Raw genomic sequence first — 20,498 nt, forward strand, 5'->3', positions numbered from 1 at the left:
AAAACTCCCTAGGGTACCCAGTATTGAATTGTATACCTTGATTTCTAGCATCGGTTTAGGGGCTGTTTTCTCAAAAGCAGCCCCTAAACGCTTGTATGGAAAAAAACGCTATGAACAGATAGATGTACTAGGTCTATTCAACAGACAAACAGGGGAATTGGTACTCAGATCACTTAGTTTTGTCTGAGATTGCCCAAGCTACAAACCTTCACCTGAAATTTCTAAACCGTAAGCTCAAAGAAACTTCTTTTCCCAATTTTAATCTTTAAGGGAAGATTCTGCCGAAGTAGAAGGCTGTGGGCGTCGATGGCTTTTTCGCCGTCCACGGTAACACTTCCCGCTTCAATCAAGCGCCGAAGGTTTGACTTGCTTTCTTCTGGTTTCAACATCTTGCACACTTCCAGCAGACTAAAGCTATTCTGGGCTATTAACGGAAGCGTAGCCAGGGAAATTTGGGTAAACTCCTTTTCCTCGAAACGCTTGTTCTGGAACTGGTTCTGGAAAAAGGCCAAGGCCTGCTGGGCGGTCTCAGGGGAGTGGTATTGCTGCACCACGTTCTTCCCGATTTCCTTTTTGAGCACCATGGGGTTGTCGCCCTGTTCCAGTTGAGCGAGCAATTGCTGCTTTTGGGCGGGCGTAAAATCGGTGACCAGGTGCAGGTACTCAGGCAGGAGGGCATCAGGAATGGACATGATCTTCCCGAACATCTCCTGAGGCTCATCGGTGAGCCCGATGATGTTGTGCTCTGACTTGCTCATCTTAGCCGAGCCGTCAATGCCTTTCAGTAGTGGCATGCATAACACCGCCTGACTCGGAAGACCGGCACTTTCCTGCAACTGCCTACCCATGGAGCAATTGAAAAGTTGGTCGGTGCCGCCCATTTCAATGTCTGCCTGTATCTGGGTGGAGTCAAAGCCCTGTAGGAGCGGGTACGCCAACTCATGCAAAGAAATGGGCAGGCCCTTTTCAAAGCGGTTGTTGAAATCGGTGCGCTGCATGATCTGGGCCAGGGTCACCTGCGAGAGCAACTGGATGGTCTGGCCCATGTCCATGGAGCCCAGCCATTCTGAATTGTAGCGGATCTGGCATTTGCCTACGTCCAGGATTTTGGACAACTGGTTCACGTACGTCTGGGCATTCACCTGCACCTGCTCGGCGCTGAGGGGTAGACGTGATTTGTTTTTGCCTGTGGGGTCCCCGATTCTGGCGGTAAAGTCCCCGATGATGATGACAATGGTGTGCCCAAGGTCTTGGAACTGGCGTAGCTTTTTTAGAACCACGGCATGGCCCAGGTGCAGGTTTGGCGCGGTGGGGTCAAAGCCCAGTTTGATGATGAGTTTACGGTTTTCTTTCTGGGCCAGGGCCAGCTTTTCAGCCAGGGCGTTGTCTGGCAAGAAGATCTCTACGTTTTCCTGTAGCAGGGTTACTTGGTCTGCGGTGCTCATGTACTTTAATGGTTTTTAAGGTGAAATTGAAAGTGCACAGGGCCGGACCGGGTAGGGTAAAAGCAAAAAAAGCCCAGGTCCGTGAACCTGGGCTTTTGGTATGATAAGGTAAATTATTCCAAATCAAGAATAGCAATCCCAGGCTACGACTATTGGGTAATAGGTAGAGTAGGCTGAGTACTTGTAAAAGGATAGCTGGTGAAGCGTCATTCCTTGATTCTAAATTTCAGGCAAAGGAAAAGGGTTTATTTTAGAATCGCAACATTAGTTTCGGGGCGGTTTTCCGGAAAATTGCCTTGAAACCAAGACAGTTGCAGGCCTAAATAAGAAAAGCTTTGACCAAGGCCACCGCGGTGATAAGCAACCAAATGGAGTTCAGGACCCAACTGGCATGGGCTTTCTTGTTGATGGCGTAAACAATGAGGAAAGCACAGCCCACCACGTTTAACAGCAGGTACTGCATAGATTGGCTGGTAATGATGTTTAAGCTGTTCAGGCTGAAGGCGGTCAATGAAAACAAGGCGCCAGCCCACCCAATTATTTCCTGAAGGTATTTTCTTAACCCAATCATGGCTGTTTCATTTTATGCAAAGAAAGGGTAGTGGAACTGCATTAAAAATGCTAACCTTAGCTTGACTAATGCAAAAACCAAATCACAGAACGTGGACATACAGCAGATCAAGTATTTTCTGGCCCTGGCGCAGGAGCTGCATTTCTGGAACACCGCAGAGAAGATGTTCATTACCCAGTCGGCCTTAAGCCGGCAGATTAAGTCAATGGAAGAGGAACTGGGGGTACAGTTGTTTGAGCGGAACAAGCGCAGTGTGAAACTCACCCAGGCCGGTATTTTTCTGCGCGACCAATGGCAAACGTTGTTGGAAGAGTTTACCCGTACCCATCGGCAGGCCAGAAAGATCCATGAAGGCGTGTTCGGTTCCATTACCATTGGGTACCCGGGCTCAGTGGCCTACGGATTTCTGCCTGATGTGGTGTCGCGTGTTTCCCAGAAGTTTCCGGAGCTAAAAGTGGAACTGGTTGAACCCATTGACCTCAGTTTTGAGGAACTGTTGCTGAGTTTCCAGATAGATCTGGCCTTTCGGCGCGATCCTGCTGAGAACCCGGCTTTGCAGTCCCTTTGCCTGTACTCAGAACCGTTTGCCCTCATTGTGCCGCAAAACCATTGGGTGACCCAGGAGAACTTTCAGGGGCTGCAGAATTTGAGAGACGAACGGTTCATTCTCTCGGGCTTGCACCAGAAAACGCATTACGTAGGCAGTCTCCACCAGATATTCAAAGAAAACGGTTTTACACCCAACGTTCACATTGAATCTGATTTCGGGGCCATGATCATGGGGTTGGTGGCCCGCGGGCTGGGTATCTCCATTATGCCTAGTTCTTACGGTTATGGGGCACCGGCCAACGTACGCTTGATTTATCTTCCGCAGAAGGTGAGCCTGTACATGGTCTGGCGGAAGGACGACCATAGTCCGGTACTCAAGAATGTGCTGGACCTGGTGCAGGAAGTGGCGCAGAACTTTGACACTAAAAGCGAAAAAAGGGACTTGTAGAACATCTGGCTTGGTTCAGAAAATGGGTATACAATCCTACCCACACTTCCAATTTCATGCTTCTAAAACTAGTCTTGGTTTTGTCTGAAAGGGAAGAGAATTTGTTGGTTCCAAGGAAGGGCTAAGTACATCCAGGCAATTCTCTTTATAGAGAACAGACGTTAAACCGAATCGAAGAAAGCTGAGGATTGTATAAAGCCTCTATTTCGATCCTTTCGCTGCATCCAACTCATACGCTAACTTCATGTAGTGCAGCACCTCCTCATTGATGTCTTCAGGCTCATAAAGCCTTAACCAGTGGTTGGTTAGCTTTTCGCCTATCTGGCCAATTTTATGGAAGCACAGCGTATCAGCATACACCTTGTTTAGCGGAATGTAAATGTCTATGAAGTTTCTACCCAATTTGTAAATCATGCAGAAGCGGGTGTTCTTGGCCAAGGAGAGCATGGACTTGGATGGGTGAATCCTGAAATCCCCAATGGTGCGATATTGCTCCAAGAAATGGTGGTACAGCCCTACGGTCACGGCAGACTTACCGCGCAGGAAATCAGCCTCGGTTTTGTCCAGGCAGGAGTGGGTCTGGTTGGTGCGCAGGAAAGACTGGGTGCAGGTGGGACAGGTCCACATATTTGAAGGCGATTTTTGTTTGGTTTCTGGAAAATAGGCCGGAAATAACATGACTGGCCAATTGGCGCTGTGCAGGTTTCTGGCGGGGACTATGGAGGGAGCGCGTTTCAGCCCTGTTTTCTCAAAAGTATAACTAAAACCAACCAGCACATCCGCGAGTTACTATTTTTCCTTGGCCTGAATTTCTTCAAAGTAGCGCATTACCTTTTCTTCGGTGTTTTCTTGAAGGCGGATGTCTTCATAGAGAGCGGTTCTTAATTTTCTGTAAAGGGCAACCGCCTGCTGGAGGCTATCCAGCAATGCTTGTCGCTCATACCCCGGAATCGTTTGCCGAAGTAGGGCCAGGTCTTCCTGCTCTAAGTCACGTTCTGCTTTTCTCACGCCTCGGGGTAGATTGCCGTTTTTGATGTGCAGCAAAGGACCGAGCACCACCATCCGTAAGAACCCGAAGAAATCAAACGCCTCCAGGTATTCGCCCCGGCCAATCTTTAACAAGGCATAGTGTACCCAAATCCAGAAACGGTCTTCTATCCATTGGTAATCTGGGTAGGGAAACTGGGCGGAGGAGGTATTCAACGCTTCTTGAAGTTGCCCATATGGGTCAAGCAGGATTGTAGGGTTTTCTACCCGAGTATGTACTTCGGCAAGCGTCAGGAATTTGATGTCAACGTGGAGCAGGGGATTGTCATACAGGCAGATCAGCACCCTCGGCTCGCCTATGTGTTCTCCCGTGAACCCGGATAACAGATTGCCTAGCCGGTTGGCGTACTCCAACATTTTGTCTTTGCTGCCTGAAATTTTGTCTCTTGTGACAAGAATGAGGTCCAGGTCAGAGAACTCATCCAACTCGTTGGTAAGCCAGGAGCCGCCCACGGCCAATCCTATCACGTCTTTATCTGCTTGGAGAATCTTTTTGGCTCTTTCGGCAAATTCAACTTGTATCATGGTCGTGTTCTCTTCTATTTTCTTTTGCCCTAAGTTTCTGGGCTGTTTTATTAAAAGTAGCGCTTAAACGTCTTTATCTCCGAAAATGCTCTATCAACAGGAAGATGCCGTAGATCAACTGTTGTAGAGCAACGTGTACACCAACCCACACCAAAGGCTGGAGAAGAGACAACCTTTGGTATGGTGCGAATGTCGGAAAACCAGACGTAAAGCGCGAAAGAAAATCCAGTACAGCATTGCCATCAACACTGCCACTACCACCAACAACACTTCCCCAAATAGCCATACCACTATACCGACCACCACTGCTGTCAAAATCCAGAGCAGGATGCCCGTCAATGCGGCCAAACATCCTTCTCCATCATCACCAAAATCAAAGTCATTGTTTAGGCGGCAATTGAAAATTCCTTATTCAACTTCAAAATATTTCTCAAAGATGAGTTTAATTTCTTGCATTACGGATGTTAGAGCCTCATCACTGTTGTGGTGGGAAAGAACAGGAGCTCTATTAAATTCAATGGATTTAAGCTCTATAAAGGGGTTTTCTTCTTGATCACATGATCTTAATACAATTGGAATAATATTGCATTCATTGTTTTGATTCTTTTTAAGGATTCTTTCAACTTCAAAATCATTGATTGCTGCATTATTGATATAGTCTTGTGTGATTAGGCAAATAATAGTATCAGACTTTTCAATGTTTTCATTAATAGCAGCTTTTATATTATCACCTGGTGGAATTAAATCTTGGCTCCAAACATTCAATTTAAGTTTCTTGACAAGTGGGGAAAAAAACTTGTCAAATAGTTTCTTGTCTTCACCGTTTTCAATGGCGTATGATATATAAACGCTCTTTTTATTTAGGCCATCAATAGAGATCTTTCCAAGTGCGTTGTGCAAAAGGTTCTCAATAGTTACTTCTTCAACACTTTCCTCGCATAAGTCAGTTTTTCTTCCTTTGTTTTGAAACTTTTTAAGTCTGTGGTAATCAAAAAAATATGGATTTGTTAATGTTGCACATACACGGCAATTACATGGAACAAGCTTTTTTACCTTTAGATTGCTATAAGATTCATTTATCTTATCTATTTCATGAAGAATGATTGCCAAAAATTCCTTTCTTTCTTCTCCTGAAACTCGTATAACAATTTCTCTATTACCATAAGTCTCAATTACTTCAGCTATGTCTTCGCCATTGCGTGATAATACGACTCCTTCACGCCATACTAAATCATGATTTTCTACATAAATACTATTTCTGACAATAAACCTTGTAATAATTCCTTTTGGCATAAAGTCATAATTGTATTTAATAATCGAAAAATCTTCTCCCAGTCTATTTTTATTGGGTTTTCCTCTTTTTAGCAATTGAGGTACTAAGAAATTATTTTTATCTATTGGATAACATAATTCGAACTTCATCATTAGAGCTAATAGCTCATCCTTCATAAGTTTTAAAAATTTATCATTCCAAAGTCTTGCGACATCATAGCTTGAAAAGTATCCGTTCTTATTGATTACTTGGTCATCATCTAAAATTTTGTAAACTGCTTTAGTTGCCCAATCCGGTTTTAAGAAAATAGTTTTCTTTAAAAGTGGATTGTCTTGAAAATGAAGAAAAATACCAATGTCATGAAAGTACTCGCTAAGAGTAAGAGCACCATTGATATCTATTTGCCCAATAGATTCGCAAATTTCGAAATATTCTTTATCTGTTATAAACGGCTCAGTTGATGCTTTTTGCTCTAGTTTTATTCTAATTTCTACCCAACTAGTAGGTAATTCATCACCAATGTGAGGTAAATTTTGAACGGCGTATTTAATGTAATTGGTAAGTTTTTTAAGTTCAGCTTTTTCTTTTGATAAATCAAAGGAAAAGACTTGTTGAAGACTTTTAAACCTTTCCCTCATTCCTGAGGTGTTGATGTCCTTCTTTCTGCCTTGTTTTTCATTCAAAACAATGACTAAAGGACTCATGTCGCTTAATAATTCAATGTTCTGTAACCAATAATTAAAATCGGTATCTTCTGCCCTATTATCAGCTAATAAAATATATAATGAACGTTTAGTTAAAAAAAATTGGTGTGTTGAATGATAAATTTCTTGTCCACCAAAATCCCAAATATTTGTTCTAAACTGGGGGGTGTTGTCACTGCTGAAAAGATAAGGTTGTATTTCAATCCCAAGTGTAGACTCCTCATTCGTTTGAAGTTTATAATTTTCATCAATAATTTTCTTCATTAGAGACGTCTTGCCTGCACCGGGTTCTCCTACAATCAAGAGCTTTGCTTCATATATCTTTTTAACACCTTTCTCTTTTTCTTTTAAATAATTCTTGATTGCTTCTGTCCCTCTGTTATAAATTTCAAGAGGTGGATCTATAACTGGATTTTTGTCAAAGTTAAAGTGAGTTAGGTTGAATACCCATGCAGGTAAATGTGTTAAGTTGTTTGTTGAAGCAGATATTATCCTTAAAGAATTTACTTGAGAAAGAGAGTGTGGTAAATTTTTAATCTTATTATTAGATAAATATAAGTTGGTTAGCTTGTGAAGCTCATAGAAAATATCTGGAAGTTCCTCTATTTGGCAATGTTTAACATCAAGAACTTCTAAACAATGGAAGTTTTTAAGCCATTCAGGTATAGACCTTATTGGGTTATCTCCTATGTTTAACCTTTTTATATTAGGTGCTGTTTTTAAAATTTCTGGAAAAGCAATTAGACCAAGTCGGCTTAAATCTATCGAATCACTTCCTTTATTGATAGCATCATTTATTCTAGACGCTATTATTTCTTCAATCTCTTCTTGTGAGTTCATTAATTCTTCTTAATAATTTAATCCAAGTTTGCTCTTGTTCGGATTCATTCATTTCTATAATGGTTTTCTCCGGCGAATTAATAGCTTGGAACTTATTTAGTTCAGGGTGTAAATCAAAAAGGCAAGGCTTGAGTAAGACGGTTAGTATTGTTAATCCTTTAGTTTCTGCAGCCTCTAATAATACAGGTAGTTCTTTATTAATTATATAGGTTGAATTAAGAAAATCAGCACTAACCATGAGTATAGCTACTTTTGCATCGGTTAGTGCTTTTGAAATTTCATCTTCCCATCTTGTGCCAGCAAGAATTTTAGAGTCATCCCAAAAATTAATTCCTTTTAAGCTTTTGAAATGCCTTTTTAAGCTTTTTAATAGGTTAGAGTCTAGATGACTGTAACTAATGAATACAGTGTTGGGGACCATTCGTTCATAATTAATGAGGCTTCAAGTTAATAATTTCTTATTTACAGCTAATAATTCAAAATATTAGTGCTAGACTATTTCCCCCTTGACATCAATCACCCCCTAAACTGACGCACGTCATCTTTTCCGCGCAACCTTTCCATGACCTTTGTAACAACTGAAAGGCCTAGGTAAGCGCCGAAAGAGTCAAACTCACCTCTCTACCGCTGCCGCCTGTTTCAGGAGAGAAAACCGGCAGTACCATGAACATCATCTTTCTTTTAATCTGCATCAGTCTACTGGTGGCCGTCCTGTTTCTGGGGGCGTTCCTGTGGGCGGTGCGGTCCGGTCAGTACGAGGATGACTACACGCCCTCCGTGCGCATTCTCTTTGACAATGAATTAACTAAAAAGCAGCCTATTACTTCTATTTCTACTAAACCTATGGAGGACACCGCACATGTTAGCTGAGGTTCTAAAAGCTCCGGGCGAAGCGCTCAAAGAACGCGTCCGGACCGTTGAGACATTTTATTATGACAACAAGATTGTCCGTGATTTCGCCTACGCTACCCTGTTCTGGGGCGTGGCCGGAATGCTCATTGGGGTGATCATCGCGTTCCAGTTGGCGCGACCTGAACTGAACATGGGCACCGAGTACACCACCTTCGGACGGGTACGGCCCCTGCACACCAACGCTGTGATTTTCGCGTTTGTGGGCAACGGGATCTTCATGGGCGTGTACTACTCTTTGCAACGTCTATGCAAAACCCGCATGTACTCAGATGTCTTGAGTAAAATCCACTTCTGGGGCTGGCAGTTGGTGATTGTATCAGCGGTCATTACCCTTCCCTTAGGCATGACTACTTCTAAAGAGTACGCGGAGTTGGAGTGGCCTATTGACATTGCCATTACCCTGATCTGGGTGGTGTTCGGCTGGAACATGTTCGGGACCATCATCAAACGCCGCGAGCGCCACATGTACGTGGGCATCTGGTTCTACATCGCCACGTTTTTGACTGTGGCGGTATTGCACATCGTGAACTCCTATGAGATTCCGGTAACCCTATTCAAAAGTTACTCTGGGTACGCCGGGGTGCAGGATGCGCTGGTGCAGTGGTGGTATGGGCACAACGCAGTAGCGTTCTTCCTGACCACTCCTTATCTGGGCATGATGTACTATTTCCTGCCCAAGGCTGCGAACCGTCCGGTATACTCTTACCGCCTGTCTATTATTCACTTCTGGTCTCTGATCTTTATCTACATCTGGGCCGGACCTCACCACTTGCTCTACACCGCTTTGCCAGATTGGGCGCAGTCTTTAGGGGTTGTGTTCTCTGTAATGCTGCTGGCGCCAAGCTGGGGCGGGATGATCAACGGTCTTTTAACCCTGCGTGGTGCCTGGGATAAAGTACGCACCGAGCCCGTTTTGAAATTCATGGTAGTCGCGATCACTGCCTACGGCATGGCCACCTTTGAAGGTCCGCTTATGTCCCTCAAAAACGTGAACGCCATCGCCCACTACACCGACTGGATCGTAGCGCACGTGCACGTAGGCGCCCTGGGTTGGAACGGCTTCCTCACCTTCGGTATTCTGTACTGGCTGTTGCCGCGCATCTTCAGAACCAAACTGTACTCTACTAAACTGGCCAACTGGCACTTCTGGTTGGGCACTTTGGGTATCCTGTTCTATGCCATTCCCATGTACTGGGCCGGGTTCACCCAAGGCCTGATGTGGAAACAGTTTAACAACGAGGGCATGCTCCAGTACTCTAACTTCCTGGAGACCGTGCTGCAGATTGTGCCTATGTACTACCTGCGCGGCATTGGCGGGGTGTTGTACCTGAGCGGCGTGTTCCTGATGATCTACAATGTCATCAAAACCGTGAAAGCCGGTTCACTCTTAGCCAACGAAGAAGCCCAGGCCGCTCCATTAATGCCTGCCACCAAAATCAATGCTGGCGAGCACACCGGAGGCCACTGGCACCGCATGATTGAGCGCCGTCCGGTTCAAATGGCCGTGTTCGCTACCGTCGCCATCCTGATTGGTGGTTTGGTGGAGATGATCCCCACGTTCCTGGTAGAATCTAACGTTCCAACCATTGAGAGTGTGAAGCCTTACACTTCCCTTGAGTTGCAAGGCCGAGATGTCTATATCAAAGAAGGTTGTGTGAACTGTCACTCCCAGATGGTGCGTCCGTTCCGCTCCGAAACCGAGCGCTACGGCGAGTACTCAAAGGCCGGCGAGTTTGTGTATGACCGTCCGTTCCTGTGGGGCTCTAAACGTACCGGTCCAGATTTACATAGAGTAGGAGGGAAGTACCCGCACAGCTGGCACTACCACCACATGCTGGACCCCACCTCTATGTCTCCGGGTTCTATCATGCCAGCCTACCCATGGTTGCTGGAGAAAGACCTGGACACCTCAGACACCCAGGCCAAGATTGAGACGCTGACCAAACTAGGTACTCCGTACGAGCCCGGCTACGCCGAAAGAGCCAACGAAGACCTCCTGCGCCAGGCCCGCGAAATCACCGCCGAGCTCAAGAAAGAGAACATCGAGGTGAAACCCGAGAAAGAGATCGTAGCCCTCATTGCCTACCTCCAGCGGCTGGGTACCGACATTAAAGTGAAAGAAGAAATATAAGGAAACCTGCCTTCGGTCGAAGGCCAGCAAAAGAACGGGAGCTGTTTTAAGCCTGATTTAAAGAAAACAAGCCCGAAACGCTCCTGCTCTTTTCTGCTTCTATCATTTGTCACCCAGAAAGCACCTTGGCGGCAAACTATAAACCAAAGTGCCACCAGCTTCTGCCGTTCTCTACCAGATTTTGTCAGAAGGCCCAAGCGGAGCCAATTCTTAATTCCTAATTATTAACTCTTAATTAAAATAAGAGCCATGTATAAAAGTGTACTACAATCCATAGACGGCATAGAGATTTACCCAATTATCTCCTTCGTCATTTTCTTCGCTTTCTTCCTGGGCTTGCTGGCCTACGTGGTGGTGGTGAAGAAAGAACATATCCAAAGCATGAAAGCCATGCCCCTGCAAAACGAAAACGGATTTGATCACCCACTAGACCTACGGTCATGAAACGATTGATACCCTATTTTGCCTCTGCGCTTTTATGGGCCGGAGCCATCACCCAGCCTGCCCAGGCGCAGGATGCCGTCAAAGGCAAAGCCGTTTTTGATGCCAACTGTGCCGCCTGCCATGCCGTGCAGGAGCAGGTAGTAGGTCCGGCCCTCAAAGACGTGCACAAACGCCGCGACGAGAAATGGATTACCAACTTCGTGAAGAACTCTTCCAAAGTCATCGCCAGCGGCGATAAGCAAGCGGTAGAAGTGTTCGAGAAGTTCGGGAAAGTGCCCATGACCAGCTTTGAAGGCTCCCTCTCTGACGGCGACATCAAAGACGTGATTGCCTACGTCAAAGAAGAAAGCGACAAACCCGCCCAAGCCAAAATCCCTGAAGTAGCGCCCACAGAGCTCGGCAAAGCAGACGGTGCCACTCCGGTCACCGCTTCTTTCAGCTGGAAAGCCATCCCCGCCACTACCCAGATTTTGGTCGCCCTCATCGGTTTTCTGATAGTGTTGGTGCTGGTGTTCCTGGTGGTTACGTTCCTGCAGGCATTGCCTTTGCTGGGCCAATTGTATGACAAGCCCGCCCTGCGGAATTCTGCCATGGCGCGCTTCATTGCCCTGCTGCGTGGTGACACGTCTACCATCACCGGTACGCACAAAGACATCCTCATGGAAGACCACACCTATGACGGCATCTTTGAGTTCGATAACGACCTGCCACCTTGGTGGAAATACACCTTCTACGTGACCGTGGTGTTTGGCGTGGCATACCTGCTGCACTACCACGTGTTCCAGAGCGGTACCCTGCAGATAGCCGAGTATGAAGCCGAGATCCAGCAGGCGGCCCTCCTGAACCCATCTAGCCAAAGTGAAGGCAACGTGAACGAAGTCACTACATTCAAACCGCTCACCGATGCGGCTAAACTGGAGGCCGGGAAAGCCGCCTTCATCCAGAACTGCGCTGCCTGCCACGGTGCTGAAGGCCAGGGAATTGTTGGCCCTAACTTAACGGATGAATTCTGGCTCCATGGCGGCGACGTGAACGATGTCTACAAAGTGGTGAAATATGGGGTTACCAGCAAAGGCATGGTGGCTTGGCAGAAAAAGCTCAGCGATGACCAGATCCTGGAGGTGTCCAGCTACATTTTGAGCATCCAGGGCAGCAAACCATCCAACGCAAAAGCCCCGCAAGGCGAGAAATACGTTCCGAAAAAATAGCGTACCATACCCTTTATTAGCGTTGATTCTAAAGGAGGCCTCTACCGAGTTGGTAGGGGCTTCTGGGTTTATGAGGTTGTTTGTTTTTGTTAGCTTATGCATTAGATCTTGATGTAGTTGGTGCACGCAATTTGCTTGTGCTGGCGAAGGACTGCTGATTTCGTAGGTGCATGAGCTTTGGTGTTGCATAGCTTGGCTCCGAGCGCTCACGGCCGCGAGGCCCCGCCTTCCCGCCTCGCGCTGTTGTTTTAGCCTTGGCCAGCAGGCCTGCCGCATGCGCGGCACCAGGTCTAAAACAAAGGCGCTCAACGGAAAGGCTGGAAACGGTTTTTTTCCATAGAAGAATGGAAATGGAAATTTTAAACAAATAACGTTGTAGAGGAGCAGTTCAGCTCCTTTACAACGTTATTCTCCTTCTGGTTTGTGTATATACATAGTTCAAGTCTGTGACTTGGACCTACTATGATGGCAGTTTGTAACTGCCGATTTTCAATCTCGCTTCTCTCCATACTTTTCGCTGGCGCGAGCGTCCCGCTGGTGTCCACACGCATACCTGATCTGTTTCATAGGTTTACTTTAAACAGTAGCAATGTGAAGGCACGAGCTGGACGCTCGCGCCAGCGGATCAACAAACGTGTCTTTGAGACTTTTGCCTCACGGAAGTTGCAAACCTCCACCCATGATAGGTCCAAGTCACAGACTTGAACCATAAAACAGAAGATTGACAAGCTTGCAAACCTCTTCCATTTAGAGCCTCAGTTGTAAGAACCCAATTCCAGGCTTTCGGGTGAGCGCCTAGGCAGGTTCCGGTGCCGCAGGCATTGCGACCTTCAGGGAGCAAAGGAAGCTGGCACAGCGCGAGCTCGGAAGACGGGGCCTCGCGGCCGTGAGCGCTCGGAGCCAAGCTATGCAACATCAAAGCTCATGCACCCACTCAAACTGCAGTCCTTCGCCAGCACAAGCAAATTGCGTGCACCAACCAACCTCTAACATCCATAATAATAACACTAAACCTTCCATTTTTCCCTTCTTTTCCCAAAACCACCTCCAAAACGCTTCCTTCTCGCCAAAAGATGACAAAGATCATTTCCCCCAATGACGGGAGAGATCGCAAAGGGCTACTGGTACCGGTAATTTTACAATGTGCTTCAGAGGTGAAAGCCCAAATGAAGCAGAAACGAAAGTTAACCCCCTCTCGCTGCCGGGCGCACAACCGGTAAGAGACCATGAGCACATTATTAACCGAGCCCGAAACTTTCAGAGACTCCATCTCTACGGTTGACAAAGACGGGAAACGGGTGTGGCTGTACCCTAAAAAGCCGAGCGGGAAACTGTACCAGTACCGCAAATATGTGAGCTATGCGCTCCTGACGCTCCTCTTCACCGGGCCGTTTCTGAAAGTGAACGGACTCCCCATGTTGCTGTTCAATATTCCGGACCGCAAATTCATCTTCTTCGGGATGATCTTCTGGCCGCAGGACTTCTTTATCCTGCTCATCGGTTTCATGGCCTTCATCCTGTTTATTATCCTGTTTACGGTGGTGTACGGACGGGTATGGTGCGGCTGGGTGTGCCCGCAGACCATCTTCATGGAGATGGTGTTCCGCCGCATTGAGTACTGGATTGAAGGCGATGCCCCCAAGCAGAAAGCGCTGGACAAAGCCCCTTGGACAACGGAGAAAATCTGGAAGAAAACAACCAAGCATACACTGTTTGTAGGGGTGTCTTTCGTGATTGCCAATACTTTCCTGGCGTACATTATTGGCGTAGCCGAGCTGCAGAAAATTGTAACCGATGGGCCAGCGGCCCACGCGGGTGGCTTGTTTTCCTTGGTGCTGTTCACGGGGGTGTTCTACGGCGTGTTCGCCCGGTTCAGAGAGCAGGTGTGTACCATCGTTTGTCCGTACGGACGGTTACAGGGCGTAATCCTAGACAAGAAATCGCTCACGGTGGCCTATGACTACGAGCGCGGCGAGCCGAGAGGCAAACTCCGCAAAAACCAGGTCCGCACCGAAGGTGATTGTATTGACTGTCACCAGTGCGTGCAGGTGTGCCCTACGGGGATTGATATCCGGAACGGCGCCCAGCAGATGGAGTGTATCAACTGCACGGCCTGCATTGACATCTGTAACTCCATCATGGATTTGGTGAACAAGCCGCAGGGGCTCATTAGAGTGGCTACGGAGGAAAGTATCGCGGAGAAAAAGGCTTGGCGTTTCACTTCCCGCATGAAGGCCTACACCGCAGTTCTGGTGGTATTGATGGGAGCCTTCGCTGGGTTGCTCATCACCCGCAGCAACATAGACGCCACCATCCTCCGCACCCCGGGCATGCTCTACCAGCAAACCGACAAAGGCACCGTGACCAACCTCTACAACATCACGCTCATCAACAAAACCGATGAAGAGCTGCCCGTCACGTTGAAACTCCTGTCCAACAAAGGCACGATTAAAGTGGTGCGCAATGAGTTGGTACTGCCCAAACAGGGCTTAACCGAAGGCGTGTTTTTTGCAGAGATTCCGAAAAATGACCTTAAAACAGCCAGCTCCGAAATCGAAGTTGGGGTCTACAGCGGCGATAAACTCATTGCCACCGAAACCACCAAATTCCTGGGACCAGCGCAGTAATGTGCTAATTGGCACGAGTTTGATGACCCGACCCAAAGAAATGAATGGGAGGAGAGCTTGCCTTGCTTTCTCCTTCTTTCAACAAAGAATAAATAACTAGAAACGATCATGGCTACCCATACAACCACTGTTCACACCACACAACGTTCACTGTTGCCTTACCTCATCATTTCTGTTTTTGTCCTGTTTGCAGGGTACATCGGGTTCATGGTGTACGGCGCCATGCAGAGCGAGGTGAACCTGGTGAGCAAGGACTACTACGCCGAGGAGTTGGCCTACAGCCAGCGCATGAAGCAGGTGGCGCAAACCCAGGAACTGAAACAACCCATCAACGTCATGGCGGTTCCGGCAGCTGAGCAGTTGGTGATCCAGTTTCCGGCCGATCTGGCCAAAGCCAAAGGTACGGTGCACCTGTTCCGTCCGTCAGATGATAAACTGGATGTGGTCTTGCCGCTGGATCTGAACCCCGAAGGCCTGCAACTGCTGAATACCGCTGCTTTGAAGAAAGGCCTCTGGAGGGTCCAGCTCATCGGGAAAGTGGGGGAAAAGGAATACTATCACGTGCAAGACTTAACCCTGTAATAACATGTGGTGGGCAGGCGCAATCATAGGTTTTATCAGTAGTTTCCATTGCGTGGGGATGTGCGGCCCCATTGCCATGGCACTGCCCGTTGGCAGGGGATCCGGCGCTTCCTTTGTGGGAGGCCGGCTCCTGTACAACCTGGGCCGCATCACTACTTACACCTCCTTAGGCTTGGTTGCCGGGCTTTTGGGCCGCACGCTACAGTTGGCCGGATGGCAACAAACCATTTCCATCGCCTCAGGCGTGCTCATGCTCGCTTTGGTGCTGGTTCCTAAGATACACACCGGAAAATCCAGTCGCTGGCTGGGGACCGACCGCTGGTGGAATGCCCTCCGGAAAGCCATCGGGAAAAGGTTCATGAATCCTTCTATGGGGGCTTTGTTCTCTGTGGGGCTGCTGAACGGACTCTTGCCCTGCGGGATGGTGTACTTTGCGTTGGCAGGGGCGGTGAGCGCGCCCGGTGTAAGCGGTGCCGTGCTGTACATGGCCATGTTCGGGTTGGGGACGCTGCCGCTCATGTGGCTGGTGTCTTTGTCCGGGAAACTCATTCAACCAAAATGGCGGGCTCTCATGCGGCATGCGGTACCGTATGTGGCGGCGTGTTTAGCCGTGCTGTTCATCTTACGCGGCCTCAACCTGGGCGTGCCCTACCTCAGCCCAAAATTGATTTCCACCGAACAAGTGGCACCCGTGTGCCATGTTCCATAAAACCCTTTCATTCTCCAAACCCTTTCCAAACATGAAGCCCAACCCAAGAATTCTGCTGCCCTTTAACTTCACCGATGCCTGTGTGGCGGCCCTTCGGTACGCAAGTCAGTTCGCTTCTCACCTGAGCGCCGATATTGTGCTTCTGCATTGTGCCGGAGAAAACCAACTCACCCCAACCTTCCAAAGCCACCTTATGTCGCGGCTGCGGTCTTTCACCGATCGGTACATGGCATCGGCCGGAAAAACCATCACCCGTTTCTGTGTAGTGCGCACGGGTTCGCTACGCGAGAACCTGCCATCGGTGGTGGAGAACCATAACGTGAACCTGCTGATAGCTAGCCCAGAAGCACTGCTGGAAGGGACCCCTCCAGAGGAAGTTCTTTCTTTGACGGATTTCGCTTCGTGCCCGATGCTGCTGGTGCCCCGGGAGGCGGTGTTTCAGCCACTGAAAGAGATCGTCTTCAGCCTGGACGTTACCGATATTGATGCCCCGGTGCTGGACCGCATTCAAATACTGGCGAGAACCTTCTCGGCCCGTTTAACGCTGCTGCACCTGCACGGCAACCTGGGCGCGGTAGAACTGTGCCAAGTTCAGAAAGCGGCCTCGGTACTGCAAGGGCAACTCACCTACGCCAACAGCACCATCGTCTGCCAGGAAGAAGAAGACCTGCTGGAAGGTCTCAACGATTTCTCTGAACGGTACACCCCAGACCTGTTTGTCATTGCTACCCGAGACACGCACCTGCTGCATGAGTACTTCTCGGGCCGTTACCGCAAAACTAGTGCTTACCACCTGCATACGCCTCTCCTGAATCTGTACCAAGCCCGTAAAACCCCGTGTTCCGGAGGCTGCTCTCATTGCAATGGACACAAACAGGCAGAGAAAGCTACTTCTACCGTAGAAGCGTAAAACAAAGCACAGATGGAGTAAGTCGTTTTAGACCCGATTTCTTCAAAACACTCATAAAATGATAACGGCGCCAGAAGCTATTCTGGCGCCGTTTTTAGTTCAGTAAAGCTGCTTTTTGTAAGGAGAGTCAGGATACCAAATAGGCTGGTAGTTTACTCAGCCGGGCCATAGCCTACCACCACTACAGGATCTGCCACTCTAATGGACTTTGCGTTAGCTTGGGAGGAAACCTGGACCAAGGCCTGCTCAAACTTCTGATTGATGACTTCCTTGTCATTCTTGAAGCCATCAATTACCACCGAGATTGGAAAAACATAGGTGGCAGCGGTTTCGCTTGGTTTCCACTTCGGCATCTTTTGAATGACCCGTAATGCTTCCTGATCCAGTAACGCATGGCTTCCTTGCACCACCTTGAAGTCACCGGGGGTTCCATCTTTTTCTATAGTAGCTTGTACAAAGACCCCTCCGTAATAATTGCTTTTAGAGGCTTCCAAAGGAATTCGGAAAGTTTGGCCAATGAACTTCAGCAATTCTTTTTTGCCTCCAGGGAAATGTGGCTCAGCGGCTGCCTGTGTTTCTGGTTGACTTTGCCCTTTTGCAACAGCAGGTTGCTCCTTCTTTTGCTCGGTTAAGGGGAGTTGATTGGAGGCCAAAGAGAGCGCCAGCAAACCCAACAGCGGGAAGGCCAAAGCTTGTTTCACTTTTGAGGTACGGCGGTTGGGTGCGTGAATCATTTTCAGACGTTTTAGAGTGAGAGACTTATTGAAGTTATGACCTAAAGCAAAGTGGTTTTTCTGTAAAACCTGTTTGGCCAGGAGCAGCCCATAAGTAGTTTTATCTTCGGTTTGGATGACGTGCGCATCGGCCAGGAATTCATGGGTAGCCATGAGGGCTTTCCGGTAGAGGTAAAGGAGCGGGTTACACCAGAAGAGGATCGTTAAGACTTCCAGATACATCAGGTCATAGCTATGGCCTTGTTCCACGTGTACCCGTTCATGCTGAAGAATCCGGTCTTGTTCTTCCTGGGTGAGAGTTTGGGTGTTGTCCCAGAAAATATATCTGAGAAAGGAAAAAGTGGGCCATTTCCCCTGGCTGGGGATAACCGTAATGCCATGAATCCTCTCAGATTCCCTTTGATGCTTCTGGATGAATACCTTTTAAATGATATAATTGCCGAAGGAAGCGAAAGGCAAATACCATCACCCCAATTCCATAAAAAAGCAAAAGAACTGAGTCCCACTCCAAAGTAGGGCCGGTTGAGGTTGGTTCAATCTCTGTTGCGGCAAATACTACAAATGGGGCAAGGGAAGGCACTAAGGCAGGGAGAGAAGGCACCTTCTGAAATGCAGGCAATTCCAAAAAAGGAAGCGAAAAGGACACCGCCGTGGCTCCCAGTAAATAGAACCGATTGTAGCGGAAGCACGCTTCGTTGCGCAGCAAAAGCAAATACAGTAAGTAAAAGGACAAAAGGCAAAACCCCGACTCCAGCAGGTAAACTATGAGGCTATTTATCATGATCGCCTTCTGGTGAGTTTTGTTTTACATACTGTACCAGTTCTTCCAGTTCCTTCACATCCAGTTCTTCCTCTTTCGCGAAGAAGGAGACCATGCGCTTGAAAGAGCCGCCAAAATAGCCGCTTACAAAGTTCTTCAGGAAGAATTTCTGATAGTCGCTTTTTTGAATAAGAGGAAAGTATTCATGCGTTTTCCCATAGGCTGTGTAGCCCACAAATCCTTTTTTCTCTAGAATCCGGATGATGGTGGAAACGGAGTTGTAAATGGGTTTAGGTTCTGGAAACTGCTCAATCACATCTTTCACAAAACCCTTTCCTAAACTCCAGAGAATCTGCATGACCTGCTCTTCTGCTTTTGTTAACTCTTTCATAGGAAGGTGGTTGATTTCTTTCTTAAACGTATAACTTAATGTTTAGTTATACAACTTAATTTTAAGTTATTTAAGAAATAGAAGTTTCTCTACCCTCGGAAAACTGTTGGGAAAAGGTAATATAAAGTTTGTTTTAAGGTCTTATTAGGGAAATCAGCTTAGAAACACACCTTTGGTTAAAACCTAGGTCAAAAGGAGTAAGCCATACTGCTACCTACTCAACTACATAGTTGCCGGTGCTGTTTACCGTTACAGTTGGCAGGGTTTTATGCTGCTCAAAGAAGAAATATCCGGTTTGTAGGTTTTCCCAGAAGGAAAAAAGTTTGGGGTTCTGGGCGTACTTTTTCTTTACCTGGGCAAAAGCCGGGGAGTCGAACCGGATGGGGAAGAGGTGAACCGGAATCTGGGTTTGCCCCTGGGCGTAGGCCTCTACCGCTAGTACGTACAGTTCTTTTATCTTGTCATCTGTGAGGGCCAGGCAGCCTAAGGTCACGCAATCGCCGTGCAGGAAGATATCGCCGCCTGGTTTGGGGTGACCCAGAAGTTTATCAGAGGCATTGGGGTAGTTGATGCCTAAAGAAAGATGATAGTTACTCTTGGGATTAAACCGATCAATAACATAAAAGCCCTCGGGAATTTGGCCGTCGCCTTCCTGTCTTTTGGGGCCGTACGTGCCTGACCGGGCACAAAGCTCATAGGAAGTAAGCAACTGGAAAGCCTGTTCAGGGGAGTTTCTGGCCCAAACCTCCAACGTTTTCTCGTGCTTGAAAGCACGCAGGTAAAGCTCCAGATGTTGCAGCGAAAGCCCTTTGCCTTGCAGGAGTTTCTCCAGGATTAAATGCTTTTCACGGTAAGCGGTGCTGACCCGCTCATGCTGTAACTGCTTTTCCTTGAACCCATCTGGCAGAAACAATCCGCCTAAACATAATAGCAACAGGAGGTTTTTCATAGACGAGTGGATGGGCCGAAAAAAGCAAGAAGCCGTTTATGCGTTGTTTTCCTGAGAACAACGCATAAACGGCTTTTTGCTATATAGTGATTTACTATTTCTTGCGGGGAGGGTAGGCCATTGGCTTACGGGCGGGAGCGGAAGGAGCGGCTGGTTTCTTTTCTTCGGGGGTGCCACGCATGTGAATGACCAGTCCATTCAGGAAGTTGCGCAGTAACTGATCGCCGCAGGGTTTGTAGTTGGGATGGTCTTCCTTCCGGAAAATCGCGCCCAATTCGCTCTTGGTGACGTTGAACTCCACCAGTTTCAGGATATCGATGATGTCATCGTCCCGGAGCTGGAGCGCCACGCGCAGTTTCTTCATGATATCGTTGTTAGTCATGCCTAAGTTTTTAATGATCCGCGAAAGTACGTATACGAAATAGAATTTCAAGCAGTAGGCCAGAAGTTGAAATTCATTCCTATCAGCCATATTTTGGAATATAACAATCAGTAAGGACTAAGCCCCTGCGGCTCCTCGGAACAGGGCCGCATGCGTAGCCCAGTTCCGAGGAGCCGCACGCAAGAACAGTACAAATGGTAGTGGCTTACGTCCTCTATGCAACAGAGGACAGCAGCGGGGTGGTACGAAGAGGTGAAGAAAAGACTGTTTGAGCGTCAGCGAGTTTCTTTTCTTCTTGATTCTTTTGGTTACTTTTCTCATCAAGGAGAAAAGTGACAAACGCGGGCAGACCGCGAC

21 protein-coding genes are annotated in these 20,498 nt (G+C 47.7%); 10 read left to right on the top strand and 11 right to left on the bottom strand.

All coding sequences use genetic code 11. The features are described 5' to 3' along the window. Nucleotides 1-221: 221 nt before the first annotated feature. Nucleotides 222-1,445, bottom strand: coding sequence for a tyrosine--tRNA ligase (gene tyrS, locus EFB08_RS21800; RefSeq protein WP_123129110.1), 1,224 nt, complete (start codon nt 1,443-1,445; stop codon nt 222-224). Nucleotides 1,446-1,764: 319 nt separating this feature from the next. Beyond that, entirely contained in the window at nt 1,765-2,016 is a 252-nt protein-coding gene (locus EFB08_RS21805; protein ID WP_123129111.1) for a CBU_0592 family membrane protein, read from the bottom strand. Nucleotides 2,017-2,077: 61 nt separating this feature from the next. On the opposite strand from EFB08_RS21805, the gene EFB08_RS21810 reads away from it, so the two are divergent. Then, nucleotides 2,078-3,013, top strand: coding sequence for a LysR family transcriptional regulator (locus EFB08_RS21810; RefSeq protein ID WP_227006435.1), 936 nt, complete (start codon nt 2,078-2,080; stop codon nt 3,011-3,013). Nucleotides 3,014-3,214: 201 nt separating this feature from the next. On the opposite strand, the gene EFB08_RS21815 is transcribed toward EFB08_RS21810, so the two are convergent. The 5 genes from EFB08_RS21815 to EFB08_RS21835 form a co-directional block, all read right to left on the bottom strand. Continuing rightward, nucleotides 3,215-3,640 (bottom strand): DUF5655 domain-containing protein, encoded by a 426-nt coding sequence (locus EFB08_RS21815; protein ID WP_125077832.1) that lies wholly within the window; start codon nt 3,638-3,640, stop codon nt 3,215-3,217. A 162-nt stretch (nt 3,641-3,802) separates the two neighbouring features. Further along, nucleotides 3,803-4,585 (bottom strand): aminoglycoside 6-adenylyltransferase, encoded by a 783-nt coding sequence (locus EFB08_RS21820; protein ID WP_123129113.1) that lies wholly within the window; start codon nt 4,583-4,585, stop codon nt 3,803-3,805. Nucleotides 4,586-4,699: 114 nt separating this feature from the next. After that, on the bottom strand, nt 4,700-4,933 hold the full coding sequence (locus EFB08_RS21825) for a hypothetical protein (RefSeq protein ID WP_125077833.1): 234 nt from the start codon (nt 4,931-4,933) through the stop codon (nt 4,700-4,702). Nucleotides 4,934-4,993: 60 nt separating this feature from the next. After that, complete coding sequence (locus EFB08_RS21830) at nt 4,994-7,402, bottom strand: COR domain-containing protein (RefSeq protein ID WP_123129115.1); 2,409 nt, start codon at nt 7,400-7,402, stop codon at nt 4,994-4,996. Continuing rightward, nucleotides 7,380-7,823 (bottom strand): toll/interleukin-1 receptor domain-containing protein, encoded by a 444-nt coding sequence (locus EFB08_RS21835; protein WP_123129116.1) that lies wholly within the window; start codon nt 7,821-7,823, stop codon nt 7,380-7,382. Before EFB08_RS21835 ends, EFB08_RS21830 begins: the two co-directional genes overlap by 23 nt. A 242-nt stretch (nt 7,824-8,065) precedes the next feature. Here EFB08_RS21835 and ccoS point away from each other — a divergent pair, with 242 nt between their 5' ends. The 8 genes from ccoS to EFB08_RS21880 all read left to right on the top strand — a co-directional run bounded on the left by ccoS (nt 8,066) and on the right by EFB08_RS21880 (nt 16,925). After that, complete coding sequence (ccoS, locus tag EFB08_RS21840) at nt 8,066-8,272, top strand: cbb3-type cytochrome oxidase assembly protein CcoS (protein ID WP_123129117.1); 207 nt, start codon at nt 8,066-8,068, stop codon at nt 8,270-8,272. Next, nucleotides 8,262-10,445 (top strand): cytochrome-c oxidase, cbb3-type subunit I, encoded by a 2,184-nt coding sequence (gene ccoN / locus EFB08_RS21845; protein WP_123129118.1) that lies wholly within the window; start codon nt 8,262-8,264, stop codon nt 10,443-10,445. The genes ccoS and ccoN overlap by 11 nt, the downstream gene beginning before the upstream one ends. A 249-nt stretch (nt 10,446-10,694) precedes the next feature. After that, nucleotides 10,695-10,889 carry a hypothetical protein gene (locus EFB08_RS21850; RefSeq protein ID WP_123129119.1) on the top strand — a complete coding sequence of 65 codons (195 nt, stop codon included), beginning with the start codon at nt 10,695-10,697 and terminating at the stop codon, nt 10,887-10,889. Continuing rightward, nucleotides 10,886-12,097 (top strand): c-type cytochrome, encoded by a 1,212-nt coding sequence (locus EFB08_RS21855; RefSeq protein ID WP_123129120.1) that lies wholly within the window; start codon nt 10,886-10,888, stop codon nt 12,095-12,097. The genes EFB08_RS21850 and EFB08_RS21855 overlap by 4 nt, the downstream gene beginning before the upstream one ends. A gap of 1,226 nt (nt 12,098-13,323) precedes the next feature. Continuing rightward, nucleotides 13,324-14,724 carry a cytochrome c oxidase accessory protein CcoG gene (ccoG, locus tag EFB08_RS21865; RefSeq protein WP_123129122.1) on the top strand — a complete coding sequence of 467 codons (1,401 nt, stop codon included), beginning with the start codon at nt 13,324-13,326 and terminating at the stop codon, nt 14,722-14,724. Nucleotides 14,725-14,832: 108 nt separating this feature from the next. After that, the gene (locus tag EFB08_RS21870; protein ID WP_123129123.1) at nt 14,833-15,306 is read left to right on the top strand and encodes a FixH family protein; all 474 of its coding nucleotides are present in this window, start codon (nt 14,833-14,835) and stop codon (nt 15,304-15,306) included. A gap of 4 nt (nt 15,307-15,310) precedes the next feature. Further along, on the top strand, nt 15,311-16,015 hold the full coding sequence (locus tag EFB08_RS21875; RefSeq protein ID WP_123129124.1) for a sulfite exporter TauE/SafE family protein: 705 nt from the start codon (nt 15,311-15,313) through the stop codon (nt 16,013-16,015). A gap of 31 nt (nt 16,016-16,046) precedes the next feature. After that, the gene (locus EFB08_RS21880) at nt 16,047-16,925 is read left to right on the top strand and encodes a universal stress protein (RefSeq protein WP_165864998.1); all 879 of its coding nucleotides are present in this window, start codon (nt 16,047-16,049) and stop codon (nt 16,923-16,925) included. 152 nt (nt 16,926-17,077) lie between these two features. Here the strand turns inward: EFB08_RS21880 and EFB08_RS21885 are convergent, their stop codons facing one another. Continuing rightward, nucleotides 17,078-17,908 (bottom strand): energy transducer TonB, encoded by an 831-nt coding sequence (locus EFB08_RS21885; RefSeq protein WP_123129126.1) that lies wholly within the window; start codon nt 17,906-17,908, stop codon nt 17,078-17,080. Nucleotides 17,909-17,920: 12 nt separating this feature from the next. Between EFB08_RS21885 and EFB08_RS21890 the strand changes: the two genes are divergently transcribed. Next, nucleotides 17,921-18,175 (top strand): hypothetical protein, encoded by a 255-nt coding sequence (locus EFB08_RS21890; RefSeq protein ID WP_125077834.1) that lies wholly within the window; start codon nt 17,921-17,923, stop codon nt 18,173-18,175. A 254-nt stretch (nt 18,176-18,429) separates the two neighbouring features. On the opposite strand, the gene EFB08_RS21900 is transcribed toward EFB08_RS21890, so the two are convergent. The 3 genes from EFB08_RS21900 to EFB08_RS21910 all read right to left on the bottom strand — a co-directional run bounded on the left by EFB08_RS21900 (nt 18,430) and on the right by EFB08_RS21910 (nt 20,141). Beyond that, on the bottom strand, nt 18,430-18,810 hold the full coding sequence (locus tag EFB08_RS21900) for a BlaI/MecI/CopY family transcriptional regulator (RefSeq protein WP_123129129.1): 381 nt from the start codon (nt 18,808-18,810) through the stop codon (nt 18,430-18,432). A gap of 214 nt (nt 18,811-19,024) precedes the next feature. Then, nucleotides 19,025-19,759: a L,D-transpeptidase family protein gene (locus EFB08_RS21905; protein ID WP_123129130.1), complete on the bottom strand. Its 735-nt coding sequence runs from the start codon at nt 19,757-19,759 to the stop codon at nt 19,025-19,027. A gap of 94 nt (nt 19,760-19,853) precedes the next feature. Beyond that, on the bottom strand, nt 19,854-20,141 hold the full coding sequence (locus EFB08_RS21910; RefSeq protein WP_123129387.1) for a DUF1456 family protein: 288 nt from the start codon (nt 20,139-20,141) through the stop codon (nt 19,854-19,856). Between the last annotated feature and the right edge of the window lie 357 nt (nt 20,142-20,498).

It is taken from the genome of Rufibacter latericius, from assembly GCF_003721515.1.
Lineage (GTDB): Bacteria > Bacteroidota > Bacteroidia > Cytophagales > Hymenobacteraceae > Nibribacter > Nibribacter latericius.

Coding starts and splice junctions, on each gene's coding strand:
- tyrS (WP_123129110.1), bottom strand. CDS start 1,445: ATGAGCACCGCAGACCAAGTAACCCTGCTACAGGAAAACGTAGAGATC.
- EFB08_RS21805 (WP_123129111.1), bottom strand. CDS start 2,016: ATGATTGGGTTAAGAAAATACCTTCAGGAAATAATTGGGTGGGCTGGC.
- EFB08_RS21815 (WP_125077832.1), bottom strand. CDS start 3,640: ATGTGGACCTGTCCCACCTGCACCCAGTCTTTCCTGCGCACCAACCAG.
- EFB08_RS21820 (WP_123129113.1), bottom strand. CDS start 4,585: ATGATACAAGTTGAATTTGCCGAAAGAGCCAAAAAGATTCTCCAAGCA.
- EFB08_RS21830 (WP_123129115.1), bottom strand. CDS start 7,402: ATGAACTCACAAGAAGAGATTGAAGAAATAATAGCGTCTAGAATAAAT.
- EFB08_RS21835 (WP_123129116.1), bottom strand. CDS start 7,823: ATGGTCCCCAACACTGTATTCATTAGTTACAGTCATCTAGACTCTAAC.
- ccoS (WP_123129117.1), top strand. CDS start 8,066: ATGAACATCATCTTTCTTTTAATCTGCATCAGTCTACTGGTGGCCGTC.
- ccoN (WP_123129118.1), top strand. CDS start 8,262: ATGTTAGCTGAGGTTCTAAAAGCTCCGGGCGAAGCGCTCAAAGAACGC.
- EFB08_RS21850 (WP_123129119.1), top strand. CDS start 10,695: ATGTATAAAAGTGTACTACAATCCATAGACGGCATAGAGATTTACCCA.
- EFB08_RS21855 (WP_123129120.1), top strand. CDS start 10,886: ATGAAACGATTGATACCCTATTTTGCCTCTGCGCTTTTATGGGCCGGA.
- ccoG (WP_123129122.1), top strand. CDS start 13,324: ATGAGCACATTATTAACCGAGCCCGAAACTTTCAGAGACTCCATCTCT.
- EFB08_RS21870 (WP_123129123.1), top strand. CDS start 14,833: ATGGCTACCCATACAACCACTGTTCACACCACACAACGTTCACTGTTG.
- EFB08_RS21875 (WP_123129124.1), top strand. CDS start 15,311: ATGTGGTGGGCAGGCGCAATCATAGGTTTTATCAGTAGTTTCCATTGC.
- EFB08_RS21880 (WP_165864998.1), top strand. CDS start 16,047: ATGAAGCCCAACCCAAGAATTCTGCTGCCCTTTAACTTCACCGATGCC.
- EFB08_RS21890 (WP_125077834.1), top strand. CDS start 17,921: ATGCTGAAGAATCCGGTCTTGTTCTTCCTGGGTGAGAGTTTGGGTGTT.
- EFB08_RS21900 (WP_123129129.1), bottom strand. CDS start 18,810: ATGAAAGAGTTAACAAAAGCAGAAGAGCAGGTCATGCAGATTCTCTGG.
- EFB08_RS21905 (WP_123129130.1), bottom strand. CDS start 19,759: ATGAAAAACCTCCTGTTGCTATTATGTTTAGGCGGATTGTTTCTGCCA.
- EFB08_RS21910 (WP_123129387.1), bottom strand. CDS start 20,141: ATGACTAACAACGATATCATGAAGAAACTGCGCGTGGCGCTCCAGCTC.